This is a genomic window from Rothia sp. HSID18067, assembly GCF_003989445.1.
GTDB classification, from domain to species: Bacteria; Actinomycetota; Actinomycetes; order Actinomycetales; family Micrococcaceae; genus Rothia; species Rothia aeria.
The window spans coordinates 679,250-694,500 of the sequence record NZ_RBMF01000002.1; the positions used below are offsets into that span (position 1 = coordinate 679,250).

General features: G+C 54.3%; 14 protein-coding genes. 5 read left to right on the forward strand and 9 right to left on the reverse strand.

Annotated elements, in window-relative coordinates; all coding sequences use genetic code 11:
- Nucleotides 1-116: 116 nt before the first annotated feature.
- Complete coding sequence (fbaA, locus tag D8M23_RS08030) at nucleotides 117-1,142, reverse strand: class II fructose-bisphosphate aldolase (protein WP_006888554.1); 1,026 nt, start codon at nucleotides 1,140-1,142, stop codon at nucleotides 117-119.
- A 189-nt stretch (nucleotides 1,143-1,331) separates the two neighbouring features.
- Between fbaA and D8M23_RS08035 the strand changes: the two genes are divergently transcribed.
- The 3 genes from D8M23_RS08035 to D8M23_RS08045 all read left to right on the forward strand — a co-directional run bounded on the left by D8M23_RS08035 (nucleotide 1,332) and on the right by D8M23_RS08045 (nucleotide 4,840).
- Nucleotides 1,332-1,640, forward strand: coding sequence for a hypothetical protein (locus D8M23_RS08035; RefSeq protein ID WP_126854353.1), 309 nt, complete (start codon nucleotides 1,332-1,334; stop codon nucleotides 1,638-1,640).
- 308 nt (nucleotides 1,641-1,948) lie between these two features.
- On the forward strand, nucleotides 1,949-3,559 hold the full coding sequence (locus D8M23_RS08040; RefSeq protein WP_126854354.1) for an amino acid permease: 1,611 nt from the start codon (nucleotides 1,949-1,951) through the stop codon (nucleotides 3,557-3,559).
- Between the two features lie 240 nt (nucleotides 3,560-3,799).
- Complete coding sequence (locus tag D8M23_RS08045) at nucleotides 3,800-4,840, forward strand: ornithine cyclodeaminase (protein ID WP_126854355.1); 1,041 nt, start codon at nucleotides 3,800-3,802, stop codon at nucleotides 4,838-4,840.
- A 105-nt stretch (nucleotides 4,841-4,945) separates the two neighbouring features.
- Here the strand turns inward: D8M23_RS08045 and D8M23_RS08050 are convergent, their stop codons facing one another.
- The 7 genes from D8M23_RS08050 to D8M23_RS08080 all read right to left on the reverse strand — a co-directional run bounded on the left by D8M23_RS08050 (nucleotide 4,946) and on the right by D8M23_RS08080 (nucleotide 11,086).
- On the reverse strand, nucleotides 4,946-5,686 hold the full coding sequence (locus D8M23_RS08050; protein ID WP_126854356.1) for a TrmH family RNA methyltransferase: 741 nt from the start codon (nucleotides 5,684-5,686) through the stop codon (nucleotides 4,946-4,948).
- A gap of 123 nt (nucleotides 5,687-5,809) precedes the next feature.
- Nucleotides 5,810-6,391, reverse strand: coding sequence for an orotate phosphoribosyltransferase (pyrE, locus tag D8M23_RS08055; RefSeq protein ID WP_013398063.1), 582 nt, complete (start codon nucleotides 6,389-6,391; stop codon nucleotides 5,810-5,812).
- Between the two features lie 119 nt (nucleotides 6,392-6,510).
- Nucleotides 6,511-7,215, reverse strand: coding sequence for a C4-dicarboxylate ABC transporter permease (locus D8M23_RS08060; RefSeq protein ID WP_126854357.1), 705 nt, complete (start codon nucleotides 7,213-7,215; stop codon nucleotides 6,511-6,513).
- A gap of 176 nt (nucleotides 7,216-7,391) precedes the next feature.
- Nucleotides 7,392-8,015, reverse strand: coding sequence for a hypothetical protein (locus D8M23_RS08065; RefSeq protein ID WP_126854358.1), 624 nt, complete (start codon nucleotides 8,013-8,015; stop codon nucleotides 7,392-7,394).
- Between the two features lie 282 nt (nucleotides 8,016-8,297).
- Complete coding sequence (locus D8M23_RS08070; RefSeq protein ID WP_126854359.1) at nucleotides 8,298-9,083, reverse strand: HAD-IIB family hydrolase; 786 nt, start codon at nucleotides 9,081-9,083, stop codon at nucleotides 8,298-8,300.
- On the reverse strand, nucleotides 9,080-10,579 hold the full coding sequence (locus D8M23_RS08075) for an anthranilate synthase component I family protein (protein WP_126854360.1): 1,500 nt from the start codon (nucleotides 10,577-10,579) through the stop codon (nucleotides 9,080-9,082). Before D8M23_RS08075 ends, D8M23_RS08070 begins: the two co-directional genes overlap by 4 nt.
- A 177-nt stretch (nucleotides 10,580-10,756) precedes the next feature.
- Entirely contained in the window at nucleotides 10,757-11,086 is a 330-nt protein-coding gene (locus D8M23_RS08080; protein WP_126854361.1) for a rhodanese-like domain-containing protein, read from the reverse strand.
- A gap of 313 nt (nucleotides 11,087-11,399) precedes the next feature.
- On the opposite strand from D8M23_RS08080, the gene D8M23_RS08085 reads away from it, so the two are divergent.
- Nucleotides 11,400-12,863 (forward strand): peptide MFS transporter, encoded by a 1,464-nt coding sequence (locus D8M23_RS08085; RefSeq protein WP_126854362.1) that lies wholly within the window; start codon nucleotides 11,400-11,402, stop codon nucleotides 12,861-12,863.
- A gap of 174 nt (nucleotides 12,864-13,037) precedes the next feature.
- On the opposite strand, the gene D8M23_RS08090 is transcribed toward D8M23_RS08085, so the two are convergent.
- Nucleotides 13,038-14,288, reverse strand: a complete 1,251-nt coding sequence (locus tag D8M23_RS08090) for an ATP-binding protein (RefSeq protein ID WP_126854363.1) — start codon at nucleotides 14,286-14,288, stop codon at nucleotides 13,038-13,040.
- A gap of 426 nt (nucleotides 14,289-14,714) precedes the next feature.
- Here D8M23_RS08090 and D8M23_RS08095 point away from each other — a divergent pair, with 426 nt between their 5' ends.
- On the forward strand, nucleotides 14,715-15,239 hold the full coding sequence (locus D8M23_RS08095) for a DUF4242 domain-containing protein (protein WP_126854364.1): 525 nt from the start codon (nucleotides 14,715-14,717) through the stop codon (nucleotides 15,237-15,239).
- The last annotated feature ends 12 nt before the right edge of the window (nucleotides 15,240-15,251 follow it).

Consider the following 15,251-nt stretch of genomic DNA (forward strand, 5'->3'; position numbering starts at 1 on the left):
CAGGACTCGTACGACAAATTCTCCGCACATACTAAAAAGGCTCTTTATGTGATAGAAGCACTACAGCTATCACATAAAGAGCCTTTTGATGCCGGGGCAATCCGGCTAAGAATTACCTACTTGTTCAGCGAGGTGCCTACCGAACCGAGCTGCTGGCAAGCCTCGACCACGCGAGCTGCCATGCCCTCTTCAGCCTTAGCGCCCCACACGCGGGGGTCGTATGTCTTCTTGTTGCCGACCTCGCCGTCAACCTTAAGCACACCGTCGTAGTTGCTGAACATGTGACCGGCAACCGGGCGGGTGAAAGCGTACTGGGTATCAGTATCGATGTTCATCTTGATCACACCGTAGGAAACCGCATCCGCAATCTCCTGGGCGGTCGAACCGGAACCGCCGTGGAACACGAGCGAGAACGGCTTCTCCTTACCGTACTTAGCGCCGATCTCGTCCTGAATCTGCTTGAGCAGTTCGGGGCGCAGGTGCACATTACCGGGCTTGTACACACCATGCACATTGCCGAAGGTCAGCGCCGCAATGTAGCGGCCCTTCTCACCCAGACCCAGAGCCTCAACAGTCTTCACGGCATCATCAACGGTGGTGTACAGGGTGTCGTCAATAGCGCCTTCAACGCCGTCTTCTTCACCGCCGACGGCGCCGATCTCAACCTCAAGCACAATCTTTGCCTTGTGAGTGCGCTCCAACAGCTCGGCTGCGATCTTGAGGTTCTCGTCAAGATCGATAGCGGACCCATCCCACATGTGGGAGTTAAAGATGGGGTCTTCGCCGCGGGCCACAGCCTTCTCAGACTCGGCGAGCAGGGGAAGAACGAAGCCGTCCAGCTTGTCCTTGGGGCAGTGGTCAGTGTGCAGTGCAATATTTACGTCGTACTGCTTTGCAACCTCACGGGCGTATGCGGCGAACGCCAGGGAACCAACAACCATATCCTTCTTCGACGCACCCGACCAGTACGCTGCGCCACCGGTAGATGCCTGAACAATACCGTCAGAACCAGCCTCAGCGAAACCGCGAATAGCGGCGTTAAGAGTCTGAGAAGAGGTGACGTTTACTGCCGGGTATGCGAAGCCTTTAGCCTTCGCGTTCTCCAGCATCTCTGCGTAGACTTCGGGGGTTGCAATAGCCATGCTGACTCCTTGACTAGGATTCGACCACCCGCTTCAGGGGCGGCTCATATTGTTGGCGCACTCATGCGCCACCTGCACCCTCCATTTTAGCAAGGGCAGACCGATTTTCAGAGAGCAAAATAGGCGGTTTTTCCGCTCAAACACAGGTAAAGTAAGGTGTAATCGCACCTTAAGGAGAGACCCCGGACTATGGGTACCCAAGACAGTAACACCCAGCCCCAATCGCCCCTTCACCACAAATTAAACGCGGTGCAGGCACGTATTGACGCGCACGTTTTCGGCAGCGGACCCATGGCACAGTCGCTGGCGATTATCGAGAAAATGCGCGCCGAAGGTGCCACCGACCATGAGATAGACACCACCCTCCATAAGAAAAAACTGCCGTCAGTAGTGGATGTAGGCCGTAAATCTGTACGTCACCTGCCCAGCTGGTGGTGGTTAAACCGCCACAAGAGAAGCCTGGAGAACAAGATCAGCAAGCGCACGAAGCGCAATTAAGCACCCTCGCCTTCTCCGGCATATTATGCCGCTCAAAGCCATATATGGCACGGTTTTGCGTAATTTATCGACCAATATATCCGGCTGAGATTCACGCCTCAAAATGAATATTCTATGTATTTACATCAGAGGTGTCCTCAATTACATCCTAAGAATTTTTCTGTTATAGTCATTGACATACTATCTCGTGGGTTGCGCCACAAACTTGTGGTGTGATCCGCTGCTTATGCGTTGCGCTGTGCAGGTTGCAAAGCCGCACGGGGATCACCGACCCCGCCCAGTGCAATCCAAATAGGAATGAGGTTTCAATGAGCGCCCAAAAGTCTACGGACGCACCAACCACAGCACCTCCCCAAGAGGACGCCTTCGCCCATGAGCAGGAAGGACTGCACAAGGGGCTAGGGGCACGACAGCTCCAGATGATCGCCATCGGATCAGCTATTGGCACTGGTCTATTTTTGGGTACAGGCGGGCGCCTCGAACAGGCAGGCCCCATGCTGGCCGTTATCTTCGCAGTCTGCGGTTTCTTCGGATATCTGATTCTACGAGCCCTTGGTGAGCTCATCCTGCACCGACCTTCCTCAGGTTCTTTTGTCTCGTACACCCGCGAATTCTACGGCGAGAAGGCAGCGTTCGTCTCCGGCTGGCTATACTGGCTTAACTGGGCAATGACCGCCGTGGCAGACGCCACTGCTATCGCCATTTACATTAACTGGTTTGGCCGATATAACCAGTTTTTCTATGACCTGCCGCAGTGGCTCACCGCCTTTATTGTGGTGATCGTAACCGTGGGCCTCAACCTGGTTTCGGTCAAGCTCTTTGGTGAGCTTGAATTCTGGTTCGCCCTCATTAAGATTCTGGCATTGCTGACCTTTATGGCAGTTGGCGTCTGGTATCTCATCTTTGGCCAGCCCATTGATGGTGTGCAGCCGGGGTTGCCTCTCATCGCAGCTCATGATGGGCTATTCCCCCAAGGTGTGCTCCCAGCACTCATTGTGGTGCAGGGTGTGGTGTTCGCCTACGCCGGTATTGAGCTGGTGGGCACCACCTCCGGCGAGACAAAGGACGTGAAGAAGGTTATTCCGCGTGCCATCAATACTGTGGTGTGGCGTATCGCTATCTTCTACGTCGGTTCCGTAGTGCTGCTGTGCCTGCTCATGCCGTACACCGTCTACAGTGATACTGAATCCCCCTTCGTGACCTTCTTCGACAAGATCGGCGTGGCAGGAACAGCCCCAATTATGCAGCTGGTTGTGATTACCGCAGCCGCCTCCTCACTGAACGCAGGCCTGTACTCAACCGGACGTATTCTGCACTCCATGGGCGTTGCTGGCTCGGCACCCCAGTTTGCCACCAAGGTCTCTAAATCCGGCGTTCCAGTGGCGGGTATTCTACTGACCGGTGTGGTGGGGCTTTTCGGTGTGGTACTGAACTTTATTGTTCCCGAGCAGGCGTTTGAGGTAGTGCTGAATATCGCAGCATTTGGCACAATGGCTTCCTGGGTTGCCATCTCCCTTTCGCACCAGAAGTTCCTCAAACTGGTCAAGGAAGGCAAGTACAAGCGCCCCGATTACCAAGCCCCCGGCGGACGGTTCGCCGACTGGTCTGTTCTGACTTTTATGGCTATCGTAATCATCCTCATGGCACTCGACTACCCTGTAGGCACGTGGACCCTCATCTCACTTCTATTCGTTATCCCCCTTCTAGTTATTGGCTGGTTCAGGGTTCGTAAGCGCGTGTACGAAATTGCTCGTATGCGTGAGGGCTACACCGGTTCGGCGCCGATCGTGGCTCAGCGCCCTGTGGTGCGCAAACTCGTGCATGAGCCGCGCGTACACGTTGATATTGAGGGACTGGGCGTTGAAGATACACCGCGCAGCCACCGGCATGATGACAAGCCGAAAGACAACGATAAGTAGCCTGTAGCAGGGGCGGGCGGTGTGTTCAACGGCCAATTCTGCGGGATTACCCAGCACGCCGCCCACCCCAACACTCCCAACATAAAACAATATAATCACATGATGTGAATTACTTTTATAAGCTTTAGACATAAAATCATCATTGTGATTGGAAAAACTTTTAAGCCGCGTACGCCGGGTAAAAATGCATTGCTATAATGACACGAGCACCCGCTACTACCGCCGAATAAAGGAGAATTAATGAGCGATCACAAAGTTGAATTCGTGGATGTTGCAGCTATGGCGCAGTGGATTCAGAAAGACGGTGTTGGGAACATCATCGCCGGAATGGTGGATTTCCTGGAAGAAGACTTCAAGAAATGGCAGAGCTTCGATAAGATCCCGCGCGTGGCATCCCACACCCCCTTCGGCGTGATTGAGCTAATGCCCACCTCAGATAACGTCACCTATTCCTTCAAGTACGTGAATGGGCACCCCTCGAACCCTGCACGCGGGTACCAGACCGTGACCGCGTTCGGTCTGCTGGCTGATGTGGATAACGGTTACCCTGTCTTCCTTGCAGAGATGACCCTGCTGACCGCCCTTCGTACCGCCGCTGTTTCAGCCATGGTGGCCAAGCACCTGGCGCGCAAGGATTCGCGGAAGATGGCGATGGTCGGCACCGGTTCGCAGTCTGAGTTCCAGGCCCTTGGGATGCGCGCCGTCCTCGGCATTGAGGATCTTGCGGTGTACGATGTTGATCCCGCCGCTATTGAGAAGTTCCGCCGTAATCTGGAGCCACTAGGGTTCAGGATTCATGCCGCATCCAGCGTGGACGAGGCTGTTGCAGACGCCGATATTATTACCACCTGCACCGCCGATAAGCAGCAGGCGAAGGTGCTTCTGAACTCGCAGGTGAAGCCCGGCGTGCATCTGAATGCTATTGGAGGCGACTGCCCCGGCAAGACCGAGCTGGAGAGCGAGATTTTGGATCGTTCGACTGTGTTTGTGGAGTTCCCGCCGCAGACCCGCATCGAGGGTGAAATTCAGCAGAAGGACCCGGACTTCCCGGTGGTGGAGTTCTGGAAGGTTCTGACCGGCGAGGAGCCCGGGCGTACCTCGGATGAACAGATTACTCTCTTCGATTCGGTGGGCTTTGCAATCGCCGACTTCTCGGGTCTGCGCTATGCACGCGAGGCAACCCGGGGCACCGATCTGCAGCAGTTCATTGACCTGGTGGCGAACCCGGACGATCCAAAGGATCTTTTCTCGCTCGTGAACGTGAACGTTCCGGTAGGCTAGGGTCCACTCCCCTACACAACACCGCGAGCAGGTGGTTTTTGGTTCGAGCAGGTAGGATTTTCCTACCTTTTCGACAAAACCCTACCTGCTCGCGGTGTATTTGCTTTAAGGTTTCTGCCCGAAAACGTGGCGGCGTACCCAGGCGTGCATCGCGATCCCGGCGGCGGTTGCCGCGTTCATCGAGCGGGTTGAACCGAATTGTTCGATCGAGAGCGTATCGCGCGCGGCGGCGTGAATTTCCTCCGACAACCCTGGGCCTTCCTGCCCAAAGACCAGCACACAGTTCTTCGGCAGATCATAGGTTTCAAGCGGCACCGAATCCGGAAAAATATCGATGCCGATAATGTCCAGCCCCTCGCCCTGCGCCCACGCCACAAAGTCCTCAATCGTGGGGTGATGCCGCACATGCTGGTACCGGTCGGTCACCATAGCGCCGCGTCGGTTCCAGCGTTTCTTACCGATAATGTGCACTTCCTTCGCCAAAAAGGCGTTCGCGGTGCGCACCACGGTACCGATATTCAGATCGTGCTGCCAGTTCTCGATCGCGACGTGAAAATCGTGGCGGCGCGTATCAAGGTCGGCGATAATCGCCTCCATGCTCCAGTAACGGTACTTATCCACCACATTGCGGCGGTCGCCCTCGCGCAGAAGCTGTTCATCCCAATGGTCGCCCTCGGGCCACTCGCCCTCCCAGGGGCCGACGCCAACCTCAAACCGGGGAGTTCCGAAAGCCTCGCTTTCGGGGTACTCATGCGGTGTATTCTGCGGCTCTGCAGATTCGTCCACGCGGGAATCCTGCCCGGAATCTGAGGGGTCAAGGGGTGTCTGATGGCTTGGGGAACTCATGGTTTCTTTCTGATGGCGCGTACATATAGTGCCGGATGCGCGGCGAAGGAGTCAGGGGCGGGCGGTGCGGAAATGCCCGCACGCCGCTAACTGCCGGCACGCGCGGGCATCTATGAAGCTCCCTTAGTCGAGCCCTAAATCATCCTTGGAGTAGGCGTAGAAGCAGGGGACCCCGGCAACCTCTTCGATATGTTCTTTCGCCCCGGTTGCACGGTCTACAATGACGGCGACGGCGACGACCTCGGCGCCCGCTGTGCGCAGTGCATCCACGGCGGTTAACGCGGACCCGCCGGTGGTGGAAGTATCTTCAACGGCGACCACGCGGCGACCCTCAACGCTGGGCCCTTCAACCTGGCGGCCCATGCCGTAGGACTTTTGCGCCTTACGCACCACAAACGAATCGATAGCGCGGTCCTGATCGCCCGCAGCGCGCATAATTGCGGAACCAACGGGGTCGGCGCCCATCGTTAGACCACCGGCGGCCTCAAACTCGATACCGTTGCGGTCGAGCAGATCGAGCATCACCTGACCGACCAAACGCGACGCTTCGTGATGCAGGGTGATACGGCGCAAGTCGACGTAGTAGTCGGCTTCTTTCCCGGAGGCGAGAGTCACTTTACCGCGCACCACGGCAAGCTCGGAGATGAGCTGGCGCAAACGTTCGCGGGCTTCTTCGATGGGCAGGGTTTCGGAAAGTTTAGTCATGTTTCAAGTTTAGCGGGTGACCCTACGATTCAGGGGTGTGCTGGGGGCAGACCCGCTGCGTCGTGGTCCGCCCCGTACTGCAAAGACCCCTAGCAGGGAAGGGTATATATGTGTTACTCCTAGTTCGATTTTTGAGGTTGAACATGCTGTGGGTGCACAATTACCGGCTGAACCGAGGGATTCTGCGCCAGACGATACACCTTAGAGTTGAACATAAAGGCATTGGTACCGGGCAGCCACAGGAACACAAACAGAACGATGTTCACAATAAACAGCGTTATGTAAATTATCAGGAGCGTGTATAGAATAGCGGAAATTCCAGGCGTCCTTGCTAACCGTTCTTCCCTCAATCCGCTTATCAACAGCTCCGTGGAAAATCCATAGAAGTATACGCTGGCAAAAGCCAGAAAGGCCATGGCGCTCACAACAACACGCGCCCAGTCGTAGCCCCGGAAAATATAGAAACCACACACAATATACAGAACAACACTGAGGAACAGTGGAACAGAAATGACGAGCAAAAATGACCAATTATTGCTATACCGCTGATCACTCATCTCGCCTGCGGAGTGCAGAGAGTTTATGGTGGCTACCATGATCGTGAACTCCATAATGCGCAGCAGCGCACATAGCAGCGTGGTAATAAAAGCGGCCTTGGCCGTAGCCGTGATTTTAGGGCGTGCAGTCGGTGCTGGTACTGCGAACGCATACACTGCCGGTGTGGACTGTTGAGTAAAAGCCTGAGTCTGTTGAGGTAATGCGTATATTTTCAGAAGTACAGATTTCTGAGGGTCTTGGTGGTCCGTAGTCGCACTCTCACTCATGGCGTATATTCCTTCATAGATGTAGTGGCACACAGAAACTCGGGCATCGAGTTCATTGCACATAAGCATAGCTGAAACCAAGGCTGGCAAAGAACATCATGGCCACACATCCATGTTTTATAACTGACGCCACGAAAGCCTGTAAACCATTATTTGCACCGCTGCCTCATCTCGGGCTAAGCCATAGATTTCTGCACCAGGCGGTATATCTTAGAGTTGCGAATAAAGGCGTTAGTGCCGGGCAGCCACAAAAATACCAGAAGGAAAAAATTCGCAATAATCAGTGATGCGTAGATAAATACCAGGACAGGAACCATAGACTCAAACTCAAAGTGGGGCACCGGCAGCCCTGGCTGAATTAATTCTTTTCCCTCCTCAACCATGTAGTGCTGAATATTCAACATCCAGAGAAGGTGCAAGGTACTACCTACCATCCCAAAAATAGCGATAATAGCCATCAGAATACGAGCCCAGTTACGCCCACGGTAGACAAAAATACCAAGTGTAAAGTATATGGCAACACTTATCAGCAATAAGATATTCAGAACTTGCAGAACGTGGCTAATACCATTAGTAAAAGAGGTAATATCGTGATCCCGCTGCATATGTAAATCTGTGAAGAGTTGATGCATGAGGTTGTTATAAGAGTTAACCATCCGAGTGGATGCAATAAGCTCCGACACCCGCAGCACAATGCAAATGGCACATATAATCAGTGTGATAATGGGCGTGATTGTGAGTTTAGGACGGGCCACCAGAGCAGGCTGAAGCACACCCGCATACACCGGAGCATAGGGCACAACAGGAGGCTGCGAATATGCAGGGGGCTGGTGTGCAGGGGTCTGATTGTAGTAGGGGGAATTCTGCGGCACCGGATAACTTGGCTGCCCCGCAGGATCGGGTAGGTGATATTGGCTCATCGGTGATGCTCCTTTTGATGTATAACAGCTATTCGCTGTAATGAAGTCGCATATTGAGCATAACCTACATTAGGTTCATGTGATGGTACATCATGCGTTTCCCTGCAATCATTATCCCTTTATACAAGAAGATAATTGTTTTTTAGGGTTGATACTGGAAGATCAGAAATCCTCCGCGAGGGCGCGGATGGCGGCGGCGACCGCATCCGGATGCGGGTCCACCGTCAGATCTGCGAGCGGCAGCAGGGCCTCATGCGAGCCCACCGCGACCGCATACTGAGCACCCTCAAGCACCCCTGCATCGTTCATATCGTTGCCGAACGCGATATAAGGGTCGGTTTTTTCGCCCGGACGCGTGCCAAGCGCCTGCGGGAGAGCCGAAACTTTATGCACACCCCCGGGAGCCAGGTCAATACTCGTGGTGGCATCCTGGTGCTTAGTCACATGCAGGTTTAGGCTCGCAATAGTCTTTTCGAGCTCGGCGTAAAGATGCGGATTATTGATGTCAAGCAGAATTATTTTGACCGGATTCTCCAGGTCTTTCAAGGAAACTAGGCGGTCGGTTCCCTCGGGGTTTAGCCGCTCCACGAGCACATGCGCATCGGGCAAATCAAAGGCGTAAGAGTCCAGGGAGTCCGCGATATAGTGCAGTCTGTGACGTTCGATAAGGTCCCGAATTTTCGCATAACTATGCGCATCTAGGTGTTCCCGCGCCCGCAGATGCCCGTCCCGGTACAGCAGCGAACCGTTCGCGCCGATCAGCGCCAACCCGCTATGCGTGCGCACATCCTCAGAGAGCATGGGCAGAATATCGCGCACCGGTCGAGCGGAGGCAAAAACCACGCGGTGGCCCGCCCGCAGCAGCGCATAAATTTCGCGCTCAATGGCGGGCTCAATCACCATGCCGTTAAAGCTGGTGGTGCCATCAATATCGAAGACAAAATTCATAATATTCCTGAGCTTTCCCGGTCGGTCGCGGCGACGCTCTGCTTACTCACACCCTTTTCAACGATGTGCCCCACACTCGGCGGAAGCGCCGCACGCAGTTTCGTCAGCATTTCTTCGTACTCGGTGTTCGGATCTGAATCGGCGACAATAGCGCCGCCGGCGGCGAGGGTTATAAGCCCGTTATCGTGCGCGACCAAGGTGCGTATAACAATAGAGAGATTAGCACCGCCATCCGCCGAAAAAAATCCGAGAGCACCCGAGTATACGCCGCGAGGGCGTGTCTCCAGATTCTCAATAATATTCATTGTTGAGGGCTTAGGTGCGCCGGTCATAGACCCGCCAGGGAAGCACGCCGCACTGGCATGCACCGCGGAAATTTCGGGTTTAAGACGCGCAGTGACGGTCGAAACAAGCTGATGCACCGTTGCATAACTTTCCACCCCCATGAGTACAGGAACCTGAACGCTCGCGGGATCACTCACCGTCGAGAGGTCGTTGCGCAAAAGATCAACGATCATCAGATTCTCGGCACGGGTTTTCGCATCGTGCTGCAGCCAGTGAGCCGCAGCGGCGTCATCCTGAGGATTCGCACCGCGCGGGCACGTCCCTTTAATCGGCTTCGTTTCGGCGTTCCCCTGTGTATCAACCATCAGAAAACGCTCGGGAGACGATGAAAGCACCGAGAAATCGCCACACCGCAAATAAGCGGCGTAAGGTGCAGGATTATGCCTGCGCTGAGTGCGGTACAGCTCAAAAAGCTGATCTGGCGTGAGAGGATGTTCTACCCGCACGGTACTTTCGGCGCTCAGGCACACCTCATAACTATTCCCCTCGTAAATATGCCATTGTGCGCGCTCAATATCTGCGCAATAGCTTTCGCGGTCAGGGGCTTCAAAGCGCAGATGCTCCACATGCTGGATCAACGGTTTATCGCTGTCATGTGCGTTATCACCCGGTGTCTCACGCCAAGAATCCTGTGCCAGTTCGCGCAAACGCGGCTCAATTCCTTCAAGCCAGGGTTCGTCGCCCAGCAGCCACGCGCGGCGGGTTTCGTGTTCATAGATCAGGTACCGCACGGCGGGCATCCAGAGAGAATCCGGGGTTTGTGCCGTGTGCCGGGGCGTGTATCCGATGCGCCCAGGGTGCAGGGCGGCGCGCGCCTCGTACCCGAAATAACCCACGTAACCACCGCGCAAACCTTCAGGCAGCTCGGCAATGTCATCGGGTTCAGGCATACTGGCAAGCGCAGTATCGAGGGCATCCCAAGGAGTCGTGTTTGTTGCCTCACGTGCGTTTTCGATGCGCAGCACAGCCGCCCAATGCGGGACGACGCCCACATACGAGACGCGAGACATAGGCGATTCTTCTCGTGCGGAATCAAGCCAATAGGCGTACCGAGCACCCGCAGCAATCACGGGGTATGCGGCCTCGGGCGTTATCTCAAAGTCGAGGGCACGCACGTGCAATGTTGGGTATTGATCGGGCTGAAGAATCACGTTTCCTATTGTAAAGTGCGTTGCCGTTGGTCTTGAGCGGTGTGGCTTTGACCCAAATACAAAGGATGCGGCACCGGCAGCCGTTTCGGGGGCTGGGGCACCGCATCCTTATATACAGTTTTAGCTATATACACTAGTCAAACCGCATATATTCCAAACTTTTATGATATAGCGTCATTAGTGAACGACAGCGGGATCCTTCCCGTTTTCACTATCCATGGGTAGGTTTGCCTCAAACCAGGCGGTCGTTCCTCCCGCAATATTGTTTGCCTGGTACCCGTTCTCCCGCATGTACTCTGCCGCCCGGTTGGACCGCCCACCACCGTGGCAAATAACGTAGAAGTCCTCACCCTTGGGAAGCTCATCCAAGCGTTCCGGGAGCTCGCTGAGCACAAGATGCTGCGCACCCGCAACATGGCCAGCTTCCCATTCGTAGTCTTCACGAACATCAATAATCGTGGCTCCTGCGGGCACATTAGTGGGGTTTACCTGGGGTACATCACTCATGATTTTCTCCTTAAATTCCGGTGTCGGTTGTATTTCAATTATTTATCTATTCTACTCCTGATAATTGGGGTTGCGCGAAAAAATGCTTTTGTGCAAAGGAGTATATTCCAAGCTATTTTTAGGTAAAAAATACTTCTTCCAGCAACATTACTCCGCCCCCGCTCGCAGCCTGTAAATCCCCTTGTGGATGGGTATATTTGTGCTGTGAGCAGCAGAATTTTTATTCTCGAAACTATATACATTTTCTAAGGCATACTCTAAAATTCAGGTAATAGAGCCGGTTGTGACCGGGAACCTATTCGGGAGGTGAGCCATGTCAGCCACTACACCCGTCACAGAACATCAGCAGCACAATAGAACGTTCTTCGGGCATCCACCGATGCTTGCCAGTCTCTTCACCGTGGAGATGTGGGAACGGTTCTCATTCTATGGCATGCAGGCCCTTGCCATTTACTACCTGTACTACTCCATTGATAAAGGCGGGTTAGGGATACCCGAAGAGGCGGCAACCGGCGCTATGGGAGCGTACGGGGCAACCGTTTACCTCATGGCAATCCTCGGCGGTATTTTGGGCGACCGCGTCCTGGGCCCCGAACGTACCCTCTTCTATTCCGCGATTGGTATTATGGCGGGCCATATTGCCCTCGCCGCCATACCCGGGGCAGCTGGCGTGCTTATAGGCCTTCTTCTGGTCGCGATCGGTTCAGGCTGCCTCAAAAGCAGCGCATCGGTTCTGGTCGGCTCGCTCTACAACAAAGACGACCCCAAACGCGAAGCAGGGTTCACGCTTTTCTATATCGGCATCAACATCGGTGCGCTTTTAGGCCCGGCACTGACCGGCTGGGGATGGGGCTGGTTAGGCTTTCACTTCGGCTTCGGAATTGCGGCTATCGGCATGGCGGCAGGACTCATCCAGTATGCGTTCACCCGCAAGAATCTGCCCGAGTCGGTGCACGAAGTGACCGCCCCTTTCACCCCGCGTCAGAACGGTATTCTAGCGGGCACCCTGCTGGGTATAGCTCTCATAATATTCCTGTTGGTCACCATGGGGTGGATCACCACCAGCAACATCTCCACATGGGTGGTGAGCGCCGTTGGCATTGGTGCGGTGGCCCTATTCGTTCAGCTGCTCACCGCCAAGAACGTGACCAGCGACGAACGCTCACGGGTGTGGGCATTCATTCCCCTCTGGATTGCCAATGCTATTTTCTGGGCACTCTACCAGCAGCAGTTTACGTTTATTCCCGTATACTCCGAAAAGCGGCTCGACTGGCATATTCTGGGCAGTGACCTGCCCCCGACCCTTGTCAATTCTCTCGCCCCCATTTTCGTGATTCTTCTAGGCTCAGGGTTCGCTGCCATGTGGACCAAGCTGGGCGACCGGCAGCCACGCACAACCACCAAGTTCTCGCTCGCACTCGTGACTATCGGCCCGGCATACTGGGTTTTCCTCACGCAGGTGGGTGTCCCTAAAGTGGCGGTCTATTGGATGGTCATCATCATGTTCATTTTTACCGTCGCCGAGCTCACGATATCCCCCACAGGCATGGCGCTGACCACCCGGCTCGCGCCCGAAACCTATAAGGTGAACATGATGGCGCTCTACTGGACCTCTCTGGCGATGGGGAACGCTTTTGCGGGCTGGTGCGCACAGTTCTACAGCCAAGACACCGAGGTTCCCTACTTCACCTATGTGGGTGCCGTCTCGGTTATTGCTGGTATTGTCCTCTTCCTCTGCCGCGCACCCGTGCAGAAACTCATGCGCGGAGTGAACTAGAACGCCCATTCGGTGCCACAGACGTATTCTGCTCCACCATCTGCACCGTAAGGGAATACCCTAAAAATGAGGGAAGTACAGGCAGCTAATGAGAATCTGGAACTCTATTTTCTCAATAAGGCTCTTATTGAGAAAATAGAGTCCTTATTTCTCACTAAGGCAAGATACTGCACGCTATTCAGCCAGCAGGGACAAGGGCAGAACGAGCACCCCATCCGCACGCCGGTACACCTGGGTTCCCGTTGTAATAACCACTAAGTTGGTAACACTATCGGGCATTTTATCCCGCAACCACAGCAGGTGCCGTACGTCAGTGTCGGTAATAACTGGCGCCAGCTTCACTTCTATGCCCAAGACCTCCCCCTCGGGACCCTGCACAATCAAATCTACTTCGTGATCACCGTTCTTAGTGCGCAGATGACTCACCGTTGCCTCTGCAGCCTGCGCAGCAACACGCACACTGAGAGTAACCAAAGACTCAAAGAGCGGCCCCAACATATGCGCTCCCTGTGAAGAGGTCAGTGTTGATGCCGAAAGCTGCAGAAGACGTGCAGCCAAGGCCGGATCAGCCAGCTGGTGCTTGGGAGATACTGTAAGACGAGTAAACTCGTTGCTAGCGGGAGCCCATCCTGGTACTGGATCTAATATCCACAGTTTTGTGAGGAAATTACGATACAAATTAGTAGTGGTCTTAGCAGGCTGTACACCATCCCCGGCCGTTGTAGCATCTAAAATTCGTGAATACGATGCGGTGCTAGATGAGGCAGCTGCATACGCTTGCATCCAACGTTTTAAAGTTTCGGGGTATCGCACAGAATGCCCAAGCTCGGGTATGTCCCTATCGATAATACGTTGCACATAAGCATCTAAGTAGGCACGGCAGACCCTATCAGGCTGGCCTAACGTAGCAGGAAAACCCCCTTCAACGATGGCCTTCACATAGTCATTGAGCGTTACATCTGTAGAGCCTTCTATAACAGGTTGTTCACCCCTCAAAAGACTGCGGAGACTAACCGGATTTGAAGGTCGGTATCGCTCGTAAAACGTTAGAGGCCGCATGCGAGCCGATAAAATCCTGCCCGCCCCACTATGGGTTCCGCTCTGGTCAACGGGAGTAGCACTACCAGTCAGAAGAAAACGTTTAACGGGAGCTCCTTCATCTACATTGCGGCGAACTGAGTTCCAGATTTCAGGTAGCTGTTGCCATTCATCCAACAGAACTGTTCCAGAAGGTAACGACGCAAGAAGGAAGTCAGCCTGTAGGAATTCTCTCTGCGCTGCGTTATCGAGGTAGTAGACTTGATCAGCCCTTCGGCGAGCAGTAACAGTTTTCCCAACTGCTTTAGGTCCATCAATTGCAATGGCAGGAACGAAGGGGAAAAGCTCATCAAGCTCTAAATCTAGGCTTCTTTTCAAGTAGCTCATACACCTACGCTACCAAAAGTCAGGTGTTTACGCTACCAAAAGTCAGGTGTTTACGCTACCAAAAGTCAGGTGTTTACGCTACCAAAAGTCAGGTGTTTACGCTACCAAAAGTCAGGTGTTTACGCTACCAAAAGTCAGGTGTTTACGCTACCAAAAGTCAGTTTCTGTTCATCGGTGCCCCTAACCCGCCACCCTCCAAAACCCTCCCCGAACACCAGAGGCGGATGAATATTCCCGCCACCGGACAAGATGACGATTTATGTAGATTCATGACCTCATGTGACGCTTTAAAAGTTCTTAAACCTTCGTTTTAGGACTTATAGCGAAAAAACATTAGGTGCCGTGCCCGCGACCGGTTTAGGGTATATGCCAGACCCGCCACACAGGCGAGTAAAAGACAACGTTCTACCTGAGGAGAAAACAGACATGGCACTGTACCTGATCGAGCTGACCCCCGCGAACGCTTCCAAGGATGAGGCAACCGCGCTCATTGAAACCGTTTCCAACTCCCTGAGTGAAGGCGCGGAGCTTATCGAAACTCAGGTTTCCGCTGATCACAAGCTGATCTTCGCCATCATCGAGTCTGAGAATACCGCGTTCGCGCCCGCCCTCACCGCGGCTATTGGCGAGCGCGCATCCGTGGTTGGTCCCGACGAGGTTCGCTTGGTGGGTGCCGAGCTCGACGACATCAAGAAGCTCAAGAAAGATGCAGACTACCTGGTTGAGTGGGATATTCCTGCCGAAATCACGATGGAGCAGTACCTGACCCGTAAGAAGGCGAACGCGCCCAAGTACGCTGAGGTGCCCGAGGTTTCGTTCCTGCGCACCTATGTGCGTGAGGATACCGCCAAGTGCCTGTGCTTCTACGACGCACCTGATGAGGATGCGGTGGTGCGCGCCCGCGAAGCCGTGAACACCCCCATCGACCGCCTGTTCAAGCTACACGCATAAACGTGCAAGGAG

Excerpts from the sequence above, each read along its gene's own strand:
- fbaA (WP_006888554.1), bottom strand. The coding sequence starts at position 1,142 with ATGGCTATTGCAACCCCCGAAGTCTACGCAGAGATGCTGGAGAACGCG.
- D8M23_RS08035 (WP_126854353.1), top strand. The coding sequence starts at position 1,332 with ATGGGTACCCAAGACAGTAACACCCAGCCCCAATCGCCCCTTCACCAC.
- D8M23_RS08040 (WP_126854354.1), top strand. The coding sequence starts at position 1,949 with ATGAGCGCCCAAAAGTCTACGGACGCACCAACCACAGCACCTCCCCAA.
- D8M23_RS08045 (WP_126854355.1), top strand. The coding sequence starts at position 3,800 with ATGAGCGATCACAAAGTTGAATTCGTGGATGTTGCAGCTATGGCGCAG.
- D8M23_RS08050 (WP_126854356.1), bottom strand. The coding sequence starts at position 5,686 with ATGAGTTCCCCAAGCCATCAGACACCCCTTGACCCCTCAGATTCCGGG.
- pyrE (WP_013398063.1), bottom strand. The coding sequence starts at position 6,391 with ATGACTAAACTTTCCGAAACCCTGCCCATCGAAGAAGCCCGCGAACGT.
- D8M23_RS08060 (WP_126854357.1), bottom strand. The coding sequence starts at position 7,215 with ATGAGTGAGAGTGCGACTACGGACCACCAAGACCCTCAGAAATCTGTA.
- D8M23_RS08070 (WP_126854359.1), bottom strand. The coding sequence starts at position 9,083 with ATGAATTTTGTCTTCGATATTGATGGCACCACCAGCTTTAACGGCATG.
- D8M23_RS08080 (WP_126854361.1), bottom strand. The coding sequence starts at position 11,086 with ATGAGTGATGTACCCCAGGTAAACCCCACTAATGTGCCCGCAGGAGCC.
- D8M23_RS08085 (WP_126854362.1), top strand. The coding sequence starts at position 11,400 with ATGTCAGCCACTACACCCGTCACAGAACATCAGCAGCACAATAGAACG.
- D8M23_RS08090 (WP_126854363.1), bottom strand. The coding sequence starts at position 14,288 with ATGAGCTACTTGAAAAGAAGCCTAGATTTAGAGCTTGATGAGCTTTTC.
- D8M23_RS08095 (WP_126854364.1), top strand. The coding sequence starts at position 14,715 with ATGGCACTGTACCTGATCGAGCTGACCCCCGCGAACGCTTCCAAGGAT.